The organism is Streptomyces sp. NPDC007808 (assembly GCF_042868655.1).
In the GTDB taxonomy this organism is placed as follows: Bacteria; Actinomycetota; Actinomycetes; order Streptomycetales; family Streptomycetaceae; genus Streptomyces.
This window is the reverse complement of the sequence record NZ_JBIAEQ010000001.1, coordinates 1,005,132-1,017,526: the sequence shown is the minus strand read 5'-3', so window position 1 is coordinate 1,017,526 and position 12,395 is coordinate 1,005,132. Positions and strand designations below refer to the sequence as shown.

Here is a 12,395-nt window from a genome sequence, read left to right as displayed (position 1 = left end):
GCGGGCGGTGTCAGTCGAGGGCGGGTTCCTCGATGACGGCGAGGGTGCCGTTCAGGTAGGCCGCCCGGGAGGCGTGGCGCTGGATCTTCCCGCTGGAGGTCTTGGGGATGGTGCCGGGCCGGACGAGGACGACCTCACGCACCGGCAGGCCGTGGGCCTCGCCGATTCCGCTGCGGACGACGTCGATGATCTTCTCCGCCTCGGAGGCCGAGTCCGGTGCGATCTCGGCGACGACGACGGCCTGTTCGCCGCCGGTTCCCGCGGAGTCCGACGTGTCCCCGTCGACGGAGAACGCCGCGGTGCAGCCCGGGCGCAGGGCCGGATGGGCCATCTCGGCGGTCAGCTCCAGGTCCTGCGGGTAGTGGTTGCGTCCGTCGACGACGATGAGGTCCTTCAGGCGGCCGGTGACGAACAGCTCGCCGGCGCGCAGGAAACCGAGGTCGCCGGTGCGCAGGAAGCGGCCGTCGTGGCCGGGCAGCGTGGCACGGAAGGTCTCGCGGGTGGCGAGGGCGTTGCGCCAGTAGCCCTTGGCGACGCTCGCACCGCGCACCCAGATCTCACCGATCTCGCCCTCGGGCAGTTCCTCGCCCCGTTCGGGGTCGACGACGGCGACCGTGACGCCGGGTCCGGGGCGGCCTGAGCTGACGGCCGCGGCGTCGGCCTCGCCGGCGTGCGGGCCGGTCCGGGGGGCCTGGAGCAGGGTCGGCGGGGTGTGGACCGTGCCGCCGGTGACCATCAGGGTGGCCTCGGCCAGGCCGTAGCAGGGGTAGAGGGCCTCGCGGCGGAAGCCGGCCGGGGCGAAGGTGTCGGCGAAGCGGCGCAGGGTGGCGGCGCGTACGGGTTCGGCGCCGTTGAAGGCGACCTTCCAGCCGCTGAGATCCAGGTCGTCGAGCAGTTCGGGCCCGGCGTGCTTGAGGCAGAGCTCGTAGGCGAAGTTGGGGCCGCCGCTCGTGTGCGGGCGGTAGCGGCTGATCGCGGTCAGCCAGCGTCCGGGCTGCTGGAGGAAGTGCAGCGGGGAGAAGAGGGTGGCGGTCGCGCCGAGGTGGAGGGTGTTGAGGACCGGGCCTATGAGGCCCATGTCGTGGTAGACGGGCAGCCAGCTGACGAACATCTCGTGGCGGTACTCGTCGACGACGTCCGGTGTGTGGCCCATGCGTTCGCTGATCACCCGCACGTTGTCCAGCAGGTTCTGGTGGGTGACCACCACGCCGCGCGGTGCGGCGGTGGAGCCCGAGGTGTACTGGAGGAAGGCGACCGAGTCGGCCGTGACACGGGGATCGCGCCAGGAGGCGGCCGCCTCGTCGGGGATGTCCTCGGTGGCGACGCGGATGACGTCGGCGAGCTCGGGCAGGTGCTCCGTCGCGCCGGCCAGCGCGGTGATCACCTCGCGGCCCCCCAGGATCACCTTGGCGTCGGCGTCGGCGATGAGCCGCTTCATCCGGGTCAGGGCGCGGTGGTTGTGAGCACGTCCTTGCGGCGGAACACCCGGTACGGCCACGACACCGGCGGCCAGGCAGCCGAGGTAGCCGCAGATGAAGTCCAGGCCCGGCGGGTACAGCAGCATCGCCCGGGTGCCGGTGAGGCCGCGTTCCTGCAGCCAGGCCGCGACGGCCAGGGAGCGTTCGGCGAGACGGGCGTAGGAGATCTCCTGGACCTCGCCGTCGCTGTCGCCGGTGACGAGGAAGCGGTAGGCGGTCCGGTCGGGGTGGTGCGCGGCGTGGGCGGTCAGGAGATCGACCAGGGAACGAACCATAGTGCGAGTCTCACCTGTCTGGATCGGTGGGCGAGGAACTGGAGTTCGAGGGTCACGTGCGAACCACGTGCAGACGCCCCGGCCCGACCCGGCCCCCTTGCCGGACGTTCCGTCTCGACGACCCGCCGAGGAGCCATGGCGCCGACGCGCCGCTCCCCGCACCCCCCGTTCAACTTGCTACCGGTGAGTAGCACCCTAGCAAGCCCGTCCGGTTCGATGGACCGAACGAACGTAAACTCTACGTGTCCGTCGGATGGTTGACGAAGCCAGGGCTCTCCACGGTTCCAGCACGACGCGCACATCCGGACAGGCGAAGGCCCGGACACCCGATACCGCTCGGTGTCCGGGCCCCGCGGGCAGGCTCGGTCAGCCGCCGTTCAGTCGCGCACGCAGGAGCGCCTTGCCCAGTTCGGCACCCTTGCGGCTGTCCGCCTGGGCCTTGCGGAACAGGTCGGCCACCTCGGCGTCCTTCTCGCGCTCGGCGTCCTCGATGTAGGTCTCCAGCCGCAGCGCGTTGCTCAGGCATGCCTCCACGTACCAGATCAGGTTGTAGTCCTTGTCCTGCGTACCGGTCACACCACCGGTCTCCGTGCCGCTGGTCATTCGGACCTCCTCCGGCGATCGATCTCGTTCCTGGACCCGCCGAGTACCCGCCGCCCGAACGGACACACCGCGCGGAGGGCATCATTCCCGCGCATTCCCGCGACGCCGGGGACATCTCCCCAGGGGCATGACAAAGGCGTCGGTCAAGGGCGGGCAACTGCGCCAACTCCCCCTTGCTTCAAGGCATCTCCGACAGATGACGCAAGTGTGAGCAGAGTCCCGTCACTTTCGAAGCGATGTGTTGATCGACCGTGCGAGATCGGTCGATGACGGTGTGTACTGTGCTGCGAGCGCCTCGCCCCACGGCACCGGACCCGACCCTGACCGACTGATCCCGACCGACCCTGGGAACCGACTCGATGATCGAAACACCGGACCTGGTGACCGGCGGTCTCGCCGTCGGCGCGCTGTCCGCACTCGCCCTGGGCGGCGGTCTGCTGCGCACGCTGCGCCAACGGGACCGGCAGCGAGCGGAGATCGCCGCACTGCGCCGCCAACTCGACGGCGCCCTGCGGACGTTCACGGCAGAGATCGAGCATCTGGCGGCCCACCGGTTGCCGGCCGCCGCCGCGCAGCTGGCGCATCCCCATGTCCCCGTGCCCGGCCCGCTGCACCCGCAGTCCGCGGGGACACCGCTGGGCCTCGCGCTGGACCGGGTGCTGACCGGCCTGCGCACCGAGCTGACCGCGCAGCGCACCAGGATCGACGCCGCCGCGCAGGCGGGCATGCGCGGGGCCACACGCGAGATACAGGCGGCCCTGTACCGGCTGCAGGACGCGCTGCGCGGGCTGCAACAGCGGTACGACGAACCCGAGTTGGCGCAGACGCTGTTCGAACTGGACCACGAGAACGAGCAGTCGTTGCGGCGCGCGCAGGTCACGGCCGTGGTGTGCGGTGCCTGGGTCGGACTCGCCCGCGAGGAGTCGCACGTGGTGGACGCGGTGACGGGTGGCCAGGCCCGGCTGGCGGGCTATCACCGGGTCCGGGTCCACAACCACCTGGCGGCGGGTACGGCCCTGGTGTCCCACGCCGTGGAACCGGTCGCGATCATCGTCGCCGAACTGATCGACAACGCCCTGCGGCACTCCGCGCCGGACACCGACGTCGTCGTCGACCTGGAGCACGTCCATCACGGCGTCTGCGTCACGGTCGACGACGCGGGCCTGGGCATGACGCGGGACGAACGCGCCCGGGCGCAGCGGCTGGTGGCAGGGACCGAACCGATCCTCCTCACCGAGCTGGGCGATCCACCGCGCATGGGGCTCGCCGCGATCGGCCAGCTGACCCGGCAGTTCGACCTGAGCGTGGACGTGTCGTCGCCGTCGCCGTACGGCGGCGTGCGGGCGGTGCTGCGGGTCGACAGCCGTCTGCTCAGCCGGATCGACCCCGAGGAGCGGCCACCGGCCGCGAGCGCGCCCCGCTCCACGCGCAGGGCCGCCGCCGGACCGTCCACCGGGGCGCCGGACGCCCCGCCCGCCACGTCCGTCGGCGAGGCCCCCGACGCCCTCCACGGCAAGGCTTCCGCGGCCCCCCACGGACACGGCGCCGAGCCCGACACGGGCGTCCGCGACGCCCCGTCCGGGCATCCCGCCTCCCGCGACACCGCCGGCCTTCCGCAACGCCGACGCCGTACGCGGGTGACGGCATCGTCCGCCGACTCGCCCGCGGCACGCCCCGCCGGGCGCCGTCCCGAGCAGGCCGCCGCCGCCCTGGGCGCGCTGCAGGCAGGCACGTCCGCGGCCCGGTCGGCGGCCGGCGAGCGCAGCGGCGACACCGCGACGGCCGTACCCGAAGCCACCGCCGTGGACACGAGCCACGACACGGACACCGACCGGACCGACCGGACCGACCAGCACCACGAGGACGAAGGGGGAACGGCTCGATGACCAGCCGCGACGCGGGAGACACGGCATGGGTGCTCGAACCGATCCTGCAGGTGCCGCACGTGGTGGCCGCCGTACTGCTCACGCGGGACGGTCTGGTGACCGGGTACACGGACGCGCTCAGCCGGCCCTCGGCCGAGCGGGTGGCCGCCATCACCAGCACCGTGCAGGGAGCGTGCCGGACGGCGGCAGCCGCGTTCGCCGACCGGGACCGGGCCGAGGTGCGGCAGGTCGTCATCGAGTCGGACCACGGATACGTGCTGATCGTGCCGACGGACCACGGGACGTGCGTGGCCGCGTACGGGGACGAGGAGGTGCGCCTGGACCTGCTCGCGCACCGGGTCCACTCGCAGGTGGCCCGGATGGGCGAGAAGGCGATGACCGCCGTGCCCCGAGGCGCCGACGGCGGCGCGCCGGCATGACCGGCCGCCGTGCCGGCCGCCCTCTGGTTCCCGCGTATCTGTCGACCGGCGGTGTGGCCCGGCCCAGCCGTCCCCACCTGGAACGGCTGTCCCTTCTCGCGAGCGCCCGCGGCGCCGTCCCCGCCGGGCTGCCGGCCGCCCAGCTCGCCCTGCTGGATGCCCTGGACGGCGGCTCGCTGACGGTGGTGGAGGCCGCGGCACTGCTGCGGTTGCCGGTGTCCGCGGTGCGTGTCCTCGCGGCCGAACTCATCGACCGGGACCTGGTACTGGCCCGTGCGCCGGTCCCGCCCGCGGCACGCTTCGACCCCGACCTGCTGAAGAGAGTGGCCGATGGCCTTCGCGCCCTCAAACACCCCTAGCGACGCCCCCGCCCGCGACACGGCGGCCCCGCGCGCGGACGTCCACCTGCCCGACACCGCCCGGGACCTGGTGAAGATCCTGATCACCGGCCCCTTCGGAGTGGGCAAGACGACCCTGATCGACTCGGTCTCCGAGATCCGGCCCCTGCACACCGAGGAACCGCTCAGCGAGGCGTCGGCGCGGGTGGACGATCTCGCCGGGGTGCGGGACAAGGCGACCACCACCGTCGCCGTCGACTTCGGGCGGATCAGCCTGCCCGGCGGGGTCGTGCTGTACCTGTTCGGCACACCCGGCCAGGAGCGGTTCCGTGTGCTGTGGGACGACATCGCGTACGGGGCGCTGGGCGCCCTCGTCCTGGTCGACAGCCGTCGGATCGACGCGTCCTTCGACGTGCTGGGTCTGGTGGAGGAGACGGGCCTGCCGTACGCGGTCGCCTTCAACACCTTCCCGGACGCGCCCCGCCACCACACCGAGGACCAGCTGCGCGCGGCCCTGGACCTGGAGGCGGGCACGCCCATGGTCACGTGTGACGCCCGGGTCGCCGACTCGTCCGTGGACGCGCTGCTCGCGCTGGTCCAGCACCTGATCGACCGTCACGCACCGGAGGAACGGTGACCACCCACTCCCCCGACCGGCACGTCTTCGCCCGCTCGGCACCCGTACGCCTGTGGGAGGACGGCTTCGCGCTCGATCCGTACCCGTACTACGAGGCTCTGCGCGCCCAGGGGCCGGTCGGCTGGGGCGAGTTGGCGCCGGGGGTGCCGGCGTACGTGGTCACCTGCCGGCGCGCGGCACTGGATCTGCTGCACGACACGGACACGTTCTCGCACGACCCGCGGCCCTGGGAGTCGACGGTCGCCGACGACTCGCCGGTCCTGGGCATGATGCGCTGGCGGCCCAACACGCTGTTCGCCGACGGCGCGGCCCACGCCCGCTACCGCACCTCGCTGATCGACACCTTCGACCGGATCGAACCGCACGACCTGCGGGCGCGGGTGCATCGGGCGGTGCGGGTGCTGGTGGGCCGGTTCGGACCCGAGGGCAGAGCGGACCTGGTGGGCGAGTTCACACGCCCGCTGATGGCGCTGGTGTTCAACGACCTCTTCGGACTGCCGGACAGCCACGGCGACCGGCTGCACGTGGCACTGGGCAAGATGATGGAGGGCGGCGCCGAAGCGGCCGAGGGGGAGGCCGAGTTCGGCGGCTACGTGCTGGAGCTGATCGCGGCCAAGACCGAGCGGCGGGGCGAGGACCTGCCCAGCCGGCTGCTGGACCACCCCGCGGGACTCACCGCGGAGGAGGTCACCTGGCAGGTGTTCCTCACCCTCGGCGCCGGGTACGAGCCGACCGCCAACCTGGTGTCGAACGCGCTGTCCCGCATCCTCGGCAACCCGCGGTACTACTCCACCCTCACCAGCGGTGCCCGCCCCGTGACGGACGCGGTGACGGAGGTGCTGCACCACGAGACACCGCTGGCCAACTACGGCATCCACTACGCCCGCAGGCCCGTCTCCTTCCACGGCGCGTGGATCAGGGCCGCGGTGCCGGTGGTCGTCTCCTACGGGGCACTGGCGCTCCAGGACGACCCACAGGGCAGCAGAGGTCCGGCCGTCGCCGAGCCGCAGGCCCCGGGCCGGCGCCACCCCAGGGACGCCTCGCACCTGTCCTGGTCGGCGGGCCCGCACGCCTGCCCGGTCCGGCAGCACACGCTGCTCATCGCCACCGAGGCGATCGAGAGGCTCACCCAGTGGCTGCCCGATCTGGAGCCGGTCCTGCCGCGCGAGCGCCTGACCTGGCGGCCCGGCCCCTTCCACCGCTCGTTGACGTCCCTGCCCGTCCGGTTCAGCCCTCGCTCCCCCGACCAGCCAGGAGTCGCCTCGTGACCGTGACCGACCGCACCGAACGCTTCGCCGTCGACCCGTTCGGCGCCGACATCCCCGGCGAGAGCGCACGGTTGCGCGCCCTCGGCCCGATCGTGCCCGTGGAGCTGCCCGGCGGCATCCCCGCCTGGGCGCCGACGACCTACGACACCCTCAGGGACCTCATCCTCGATCCGCGGGTCAGCAAGGACCCCCGGCTGCACTGGAGGCTGTGGCCGGAGGTGGGCGAACACCCCTCCTGGGGCTGGATCCTGGGCTGGGTCGGCGTGGTCAACATGCTCTCGACGTACGGCGCCGACCACACGCGGCTGCGCAAACTGGTCGCGCCGAGCTTCACCCAGCGGCGCACGGAGAAGATGCGGGCGCGTGTGGAGGCCATCACCACGGAGCTGCTCGACGCGCTCGACGCCCTCGACGGCGAGGCAGCCGCGGTGGTCGACCTGAAGGCCGCCTTCGCACATCCTCTGCCGATGCGGATGATCTGCGAACTGTTCGGCGTGCCGGACGAGTTGCAGGAGGCGACCGGGGCGCTCATCGCGTCCATCATGGACACCTCCGACCCGAGCCCGGAGCACGCCGCGTTCGTGCAGCAGCAGATAGCTACGGTGCTGCCCGCACTGATCGCCCACCGCACCGAGCACCCCGGGGACGACCTGACGACCGAGCTGATCCGGGTGCGCGACGAGGACGGCGACCGGCTCAGCGACGAGGAGTTGCTGTACACGCTGCTGCTGGTGATCGGTGCCGGTTTCGAGACGACCGTCAACCTGATCGGCAACGCGGTCGTCGCCCTGCTCACCCATCCCGAGCAGCTGGCGGCCGTGCGGTCCGGGGAGATCGGCTGGGACGCGGTGGTCGACGAGACGCTGCGGGTGCATCCGTCGATCGCGGCGCTCCCCCTGCGCTTCGCCGTCAGTGACATCGAGGTCGGCGACGTGACCGTTCCCGCCGGGGACGCCATCATCACCACGTTCGCCGCCGCGGGACTGGACCCCGCGCACTACGGGCCGGACGCGGACGCCTTCGACGCCGCGCGCGGGGCCGACGACCATCTGGCGTTCGGGATCGGTGTGCACCGGTGCATCGGGGCTCCGCTGGCCCGGGTGGAGGCCCTGACGGCGTTGCCCGCGCTGTTCGACCGCTTCCCCGGCCTGAGCCTGGCCGTGGACGGGGAGGAACTGCGTCAGGTGCCGTCCTTCATCGCGTTCGGCTGGCAGCAGATCCCGGTGCGGCTGCGCCAGGGATGACGCGCGGCCCGGGGACGCGACCGGTCCCCCGTTCCGGTCGTGTCCCCGCGGTGCAGTCGAACTTACGTCTACGCGGAGGGATCGGGTATCGCAGCAGTGCCCGCTTCGCGGCCCGCGGGGCTCACCTGTGCACAAGTGAGTCCGGAAGGCCCGGTTTCGCCCCGGGGAGGGTGGGGTGTTCCAGGTCGCCCACGACGAGGTGGGCCAGGACTACCTCGTACAGGTCGCTGCCGCCGGCGAGGAGTTGCCGTTCGAGGACCGGTTCGGCGCTGCGGACGTGCTCGCGGACGGTCTGGGCGTGCACGCCGAGGGCCTGCGCGGCGCGTTCGGCGTTGCCGCCTTCGGCGATCCAGGCGCGCAGGGTGCGGCGCAGGTCCCGGGTGTCCGTGTCCAGGCGGGCGAGGAGGTCCTGAGCCCAGGTCCGCATGGCGGGGCCGGACAGCAGCTCACGCAGCGAGGCGCCCGATTCCTCGCGGGCGCCGGCGCCGTCGGGTTCGTCGGCCCGGCCCACCTGGATGTTGAGCGCCAGGTGCACCACCGCGCGAGCGGTCAGGTCGGAGAAGTCCGTGCGCAGCAGGGTCTCCACACGCTCCATGCGGGCGCGGACGGTGTTGCGGCTGACGCCGAGGACCTTCGCCGCGTTGACGGCGGTGAATTCCAGGCCCAGCCGGGTGGTGGCGAGCAGTTCGGCGCGGGTGTGGTGCGGCAGGGTGTCGAGCGGCCGCAGCAGTCCGGACGTCCAGTCGTGCAGGGCGGCCGGGTCGATGAGGCGCTCGGGGTGGGTGCGCTCCGCGTAGACCGCGGCCTTGTCCGGGCGGAAGTGCGCCACGGCGAGGGCGCTCACGGCCTGGCCGTAGGCGGTAGCGGTGCGGGCCAGGTTCTGCCGGGCGCTGCCGCCGATGAAGATGCCGGGACGCGGGCCGATCAGCGACCGCAGTTCCCCGGCCGCGGCCTCGTCGGGGGCCACCACGATCACGTGCTGGTCCATCGCCGGACAGCGCACGACCAGTGCCCGCTCGTCGGTGGCGTCGATGCACTCCTGGGCGAGCCGGTCGCGTTCCTCGGCGCTGCCCTCGACGACGTAGACGCAGGCGGTGTCGGTGTCGAGCAGGCCCGGCCACAGTCCCGCGGCGACACGGCGGGCGGAAACGGTGTCCTCGACCATCAGCAACTGCAGGATCGCCAGGCGCAGATCGGACGTGGCCCTCTCCAGCCGGCGCCCGGCGGCGGTCGTCTCGCCCGCCCTGAGCAGAAGTTCGATGACCTGGACGGTGTGCGTGACCATGTCGGCGGTCCGCCGGTCGAACGGCGCCTGCCGGGACACGGCGAGCACCCCCGCCGCGGTGGGGTCGGGGTACGCGACCCTGACCAGGCGCAGATGACGGCCCTGCCCTTCCCAGGCGGCGGAGGCGATCCGGCCGGCGGCGATGTCGGCGACCAGGCGGTCGTCCAGGGGCGGCCGGGTGCCCGCGAGGAGGGTTCCCGCGTCGTCCTGGAGCGCGGCGGTGCCCTGGACGGCGTCCGCGAGCCAGGCCACGACCCGGCGGACGTCACGCCCGGTCGGCCGCAGGTGGGCCAGCAACTCCTCGGCCCAGGCCGAGGAGTCGGCGCCCCTCACCCCCGCCGGACGGTCCCCGTCCTCCCTCTCAGCCACGTCGGCCTTCACCTCGTCCCGCACTCCGTCCCGACATACCGTTCGGGACGTTACCTCACGCGTGCACGGTCGTACGCGGGCGCTCGCACGGGGGACGGGTTTCCCAGGATCGCGGGACTCATCCCCGCCCCGCCCGGCCCGATGCCCGGTGTTCCTGCCCGGCCCTGCGCTGCCGGCGGTCCTCCAGGGCATAGGCTCGGTGAATGGCGAAGTACTTCGACGTGCACCCCGACAACCCTCAGCCGCGCACCGTGTCCCAGGTCGCCGAGAGCGTCCGCTCCGGTGCGCTGATCGCGTATCCGACGGACTCCTGCTACGCCCTCGGCTGCCGACTGGGCAGCCGTGACGGCATCGAGCGGATCCGGACCATTCGCCGCCTGGACGACCGGCACCACTTCACCCTCGTCTGCCAGGACTTCGCGCAGCTCGGCCAGTTCGTCCGGGTCGACAACGACGTGTTCCGGGCGATCAAGGCGTCGACACCGGGCAGCTACACCTTCATCCTGCCGGCGACCAGGGAAGTGCCGCGCATGCTCCAGCACCCGAAGAAGAAGACGGTGGGCGTGCGCATCCCCGACCACGTCGTCACCCAGGCGCTGCTCGCGGAGCTCGGTGAGCCGCTGCTCTCCAGCACACTGCTGCTGCCCGACGAGGACGAGCCGATGACCCAGGGCTGGGAGATCAAGGACCGGCTCGACCACGTGGTGGACGCGGTGGTCGACTCCGGGGACTGCGGCACCGAGCCGACGACGGTGATCGACTTCTCCGGCGGTGAGGCCGAGATCGTGCGCAAGGGAGCGGGCGACACGTCCCGGTTCGAGTGAGCCGGGGCCGGGTCGAGGGAGTCGGGGCGCTCACACGTGCCGGTGCCACGATGACCTCGATCCGGCCCGTCCGCGGGCCCGGGCTCACCGACGCCCCGCACAGAGAGGCCCACCCCGCCATGACCGCCGTAAGGGGATCGCCGTCGACGTCCCGACCGGGGACGGCACCGCCGACGCCTGCCTCGTCCGTCCCCTGGACGGAGAGCCACGGCCGGGGGGTGCTGCTCTCCATGGACGCCTTCGGTCTGCGGCCGCGTCCGAAGGCGGTGGCGGACCGGTTGGCCGCGGCCGGGTACACGGTGCTGGTGCCCAACCTGTTCCATCGTCACGGTCGTACTCCGGTGGTCGAGTTGCCCGAGTTCATCGATCTCGCGGCCGGCCGGAGATCTTCCGCAGCAAGTCCTGCCGATGATGCGGGCGCTGACGCCCGAGCGGGCGATGCGCGACGCCGGTGCCTTCCTGCGCGCGCCGGCCGAGAGCCCCGCGGTGGCCGACGGCCCGGTCGCGGTGACCGGCTAGGGCGGCGGCCCACGGCGGCCGACTCGCGACCGACGAGCGGGACAGCCCGCACCTGGTCGCCGGGAACGTCACCGCCGAGCTGTACTTCGGTCACGCGGACCAGGATCCGTCCCTGCCCGTCGAGCAGATCGAACGCCTCGATCGAGGACGCGCTCATCGAGGCGGGGGTCCGGCACCGCTGCGAGGTCTGCCCGGGGGCGGGGCACGGGTTCACCCAGGCCGACACCTCCGCGTACCACCCCGAGGGGGACGAGCGGCACGGGGCGGCGCTGCTCGACCTGTTGGAGCGGACGTTCTGAGGCGCCGGGCACGATGTGCGGCGCGGGCGGGGCAGGGGCAAGCTGAAGGAGTCCCTGCCTCGACCGGGGGAGTCCCGAGATGACGTCGATGGCGAACCTGCCGGATGTGGTGTCGCGCGAGGAGTGGCTCGCCGCCCGCAAGGAACTGCTGGCCGCGGAGAAGGAACTCACACACGCCCGGGACCGGGTCAACGCCGAGCGGCGACGGCTCCCCATGGTCCGCGTCGACAAGCCGTACGCCTTCGAGGGCCCGCACGGGAGGGTCCGCCTGCTCGACCTGTTCGAGGGGCGCCCTCAGCTGGTCGTGCACCACTTCATGTGGACGTACGACCTCGACGCCGACGGCGTCGAGCACCCCCGGGACACCGGCTGCCCCAGCTGCTCCTCCGCGGCCGACGGGATCAGCGGGCTGCGCCAGCTGCACGCGCGCAACACGACGCTGGTGGCGGTGAGCCGGGCGCCGTACGCGAAGATCGCCGCGTATCGGGAGCGGATGGGGTGGACGTTCCCCTGGTACTCGTCGGCGGGCAGCGACTTCAACTACGACTTCCACGCGACCGTGGACGAACGCGTCGCCCCGGTGCAGGTCTTCCATCGCGATGAGGACGAACTCGCCGAGGCCGGTATGCCGTGGTCGCCGGAGATGCGGGGCGACTGGCCGGGCATCAGCGTCTTTCTGCGGGCCGGGGACGAGGTCTTCCACACGTACTCGACGTTCGGCCGGGGCATCGAGCAGTTCCACTACGGCATCCCCTACCTCGACCTCACCCCGCTCGGGCGGCAGGAGGCGTGGGAGGAGCCGAAGGGGCGCGCGGTGCCGCTCGGGTTGCAGGCCGGCGGTCCCGCGCTGCGTCTGCCCGACGAGTACGACGTCTGACACCGACCGTCAGGCGCCGGGGCGGGCGCGCCGTGAGGCGGACGGACGAAAGCCCTCGTGCCGGACGCACGCGC

At 72.6% G+C, this 12,395-nt stretch carries 11 protein-coding genes and 1 pseudogene; 9 read left to right on the top strand and 3 right to left on the bottom strand.

The features are described 5' to 3' along the window. Positions 1–10 precede the first annotated feature (10 nt). Positions 11–1,753 carry a fatty acyl-AMP ligase gene (locus tag ACFYNL_RS04470; RefSeq protein ID WP_388796237.1) on the bottom strand — a complete coding sequence of 581 codons (1,743 nt, stop codon included), beginning with the start codon at positions 1,751–1,753 and terminating at the stop codon, positions 11–13. Positions 1,754–2,119: 366 nt separating this feature from the next. After that, positions 2,120–2,356 carry a hypothetical protein gene (locus tag ACFYNL_RS04465; RefSeq protein ID WP_388796234.1) on the bottom strand — a complete coding sequence of 79 codons (237 nt, stop codon included), beginning with the start codon at positions 2,354–2,356 and terminating at the stop codon, positions 2,120–2,122. A 359-nt stretch (positions 2,357–2,715) separates the two neighbouring features. Here ACFYNL_RS04465 and ACFYNL_RS04460 point away from each other — a divergent pair, with 359 nt between their 5' ends. Genes ACFYNL_RS04460 through ACFYNL_RS04435 form a run of 6 tightly spaced genes read left to right on the top strand, consistent with a single transcriptional unit; the run spans position 2,716 to position 8,148 of the window. Further along, complete coding sequence (locus tag ACFYNL_RS04460; RefSeq protein ID WP_388796231.1) at positions 2,716–4,242, top strand: ATP-binding protein; 1,527 nt, start codon at positions 2,716–2,718, stop codon at positions 4,240–4,242. Further along, the gene (locus ACFYNL_RS04455) at positions 4,239–4,661 is read left to right on the top strand and encodes a roadblock/LC7 domain-containing protein (RefSeq protein WP_388796228.1); all 423 of its coding nucleotides are present in this window, start codon (positions 4,239–4,241) and stop codon (positions 4,659–4,661) included. Before ACFYNL_RS04460 ends, ACFYNL_RS04455 begins: the two co-directional genes overlap by 4 nt. Next, entirely contained in the window at positions 4,658–5,020 is a 363-nt protein-coding gene (locus ACFYNL_RS04450) for a DUF742 domain-containing protein (protein WP_388796225.1), read from the top strand. Before ACFYNL_RS04455 ends, ACFYNL_RS04450 begins: the two co-directional genes overlap by 4 nt. Continuing rightward, the gene (locus ACFYNL_RS04445; RefSeq protein ID WP_388796223.1) at positions 4,992–5,636 is read left to right on the top strand and encodes an ATP/GTP-binding protein; all 645 of its coding nucleotides are present in this window, start codon (positions 4,992–4,994) and stop codon (positions 5,634–5,636) included. Before ACFYNL_RS04450 ends, ACFYNL_RS04445 begins: the two co-directional genes overlap by 29 nt. Further along, the gene (locus ACFYNL_RS04440) at positions 5,633–6,904 is read left to right on the top strand and encodes a cytochrome P450 (RefSeq protein ID WP_388796220.1); all 1,272 of its coding nucleotides are present in this window, start codon (positions 5,633–5,635) and stop codon (positions 6,902–6,904) included. The genes ACFYNL_RS04445 and ACFYNL_RS04440 overlap by 4 nt, the downstream gene beginning before the upstream one ends. After that, a complete protein-coding gene (locus ACFYNL_RS04435) occupies positions 6,901–8,148 on the top strand; it encodes a cytochrome P450 (protein ID WP_388796218.1) in 1,248 nt (415 codons plus the stop codon). The genes ACFYNL_RS04440 and ACFYNL_RS04435 overlap by 4 nt, the downstream gene beginning before the upstream one ends. Before the next feature lie 121 nt (positions 8,149–8,269). On the opposite strand, the gene ACFYNL_RS04430 is transcribed toward ACFYNL_RS04435, so the two are convergent. Continuing rightward, complete coding sequence (locus ACFYNL_RS04430; RefSeq protein ID WP_388796215.1) at positions 8,270–9,802, bottom strand: helix-turn-helix domain-containing protein; 1,533 nt, start codon at positions 9,800–9,802, stop codon at positions 8,270–8,272. Between the two features lie 203 nt (positions 9,803–10,005). Between ACFYNL_RS04430 and ACFYNL_RS04425 the strand changes: the two genes are divergently transcribed. From ACFYNL_RS04425 to ACFYNL_RS04415, 3 genes and pseudogenes are all read left to right on the top strand, one after another. Further along, positions 10,006–10,626, top strand: coding sequence for an L-threonylcarbamoyladenylate synthase (locus ACFYNL_RS04425; protein ID WP_388796212.1), 621 nt, complete (start codon positions 10,006–10,008; stop codon positions 10,624–10,626). A 119-nt stretch (positions 10,627–10,745) separates the two neighbouring features. Continuing rightward, a pseudogene (locus tag ACFYNL_RS04420) lies at positions 10,746–11,444 on the top strand (dienelactone hydrolase family protein). 79 nt (positions 11,445–11,523) lie between these two features. Continuing rightward, positions 11,524–12,321 (top strand): DUF899 domain-containing protein, encoded by a 798-nt coding sequence (locus ACFYNL_RS04415; protein WP_388796209.1) that lies wholly within the window; start codon positions 11,524–11,526, stop codon positions 12,319–12,321. Positions 12,322–12,395: the final 74 nt, after the last annotated feature.

Bases quoted from the DNA above. Each gene is read 5' to 3' on its own strand.
- ACFYNL_RS04445 (WP_388796223.1), top strand. From the start codon at position 4,992: ATGGCCTTCGCGCCCTCAAACACCCCTAGCGACGCCCCCGCCCGCGAC.
- ACFYNL_RS04465 (WP_388796234.1), bottom strand. From the start codon at position 2,356: ATGACCAGCGGCACGGAGACCGGTGGTGTGACCGGTACGCAGGACAAG.
- ACFYNL_RS04455 (WP_388796228.1), top strand. From the start codon at position 4,239: ATGACCAGCCGCGACGCGGGAGACACGGCATGGGTGCTCGAACCGATC.
- ACFYNL_RS04460 (WP_388796231.1), top strand. From the start codon at position 2,716: ATGATCGAAACACCGGACCTGGTGACCGGCGGTCTCGCCGTCGGCGCG.
- ACFYNL_RS04415 (WP_388796209.1), top strand. From the start codon at position 11,524: ATGACGTCGATGGCGAACCTGCCGGATGTGGTGTCGCGCGAGGAGTGG.
- ACFYNL_RS04425 (WP_388796212.1), top strand. From the start codon at position 10,006: ATGGCGAAGTACTTCGACGTGCACCCCGACAACCCTCAGCCGCGCACC.
- ACFYNL_RS04470 (WP_388796237.1), bottom strand. From the start codon at position 1,753: ATGGTTCGTTCCCTGGTCGATCTCCTGACCGCCCACGCCGCGCACCAC.
- ACFYNL_RS04450 (WP_388796225.1), top strand. From the start codon at position 4,658: ATGACCGGCCGCCGTGCCGGCCGCCCTCTGGTTCCCGCGTATCTGTCG.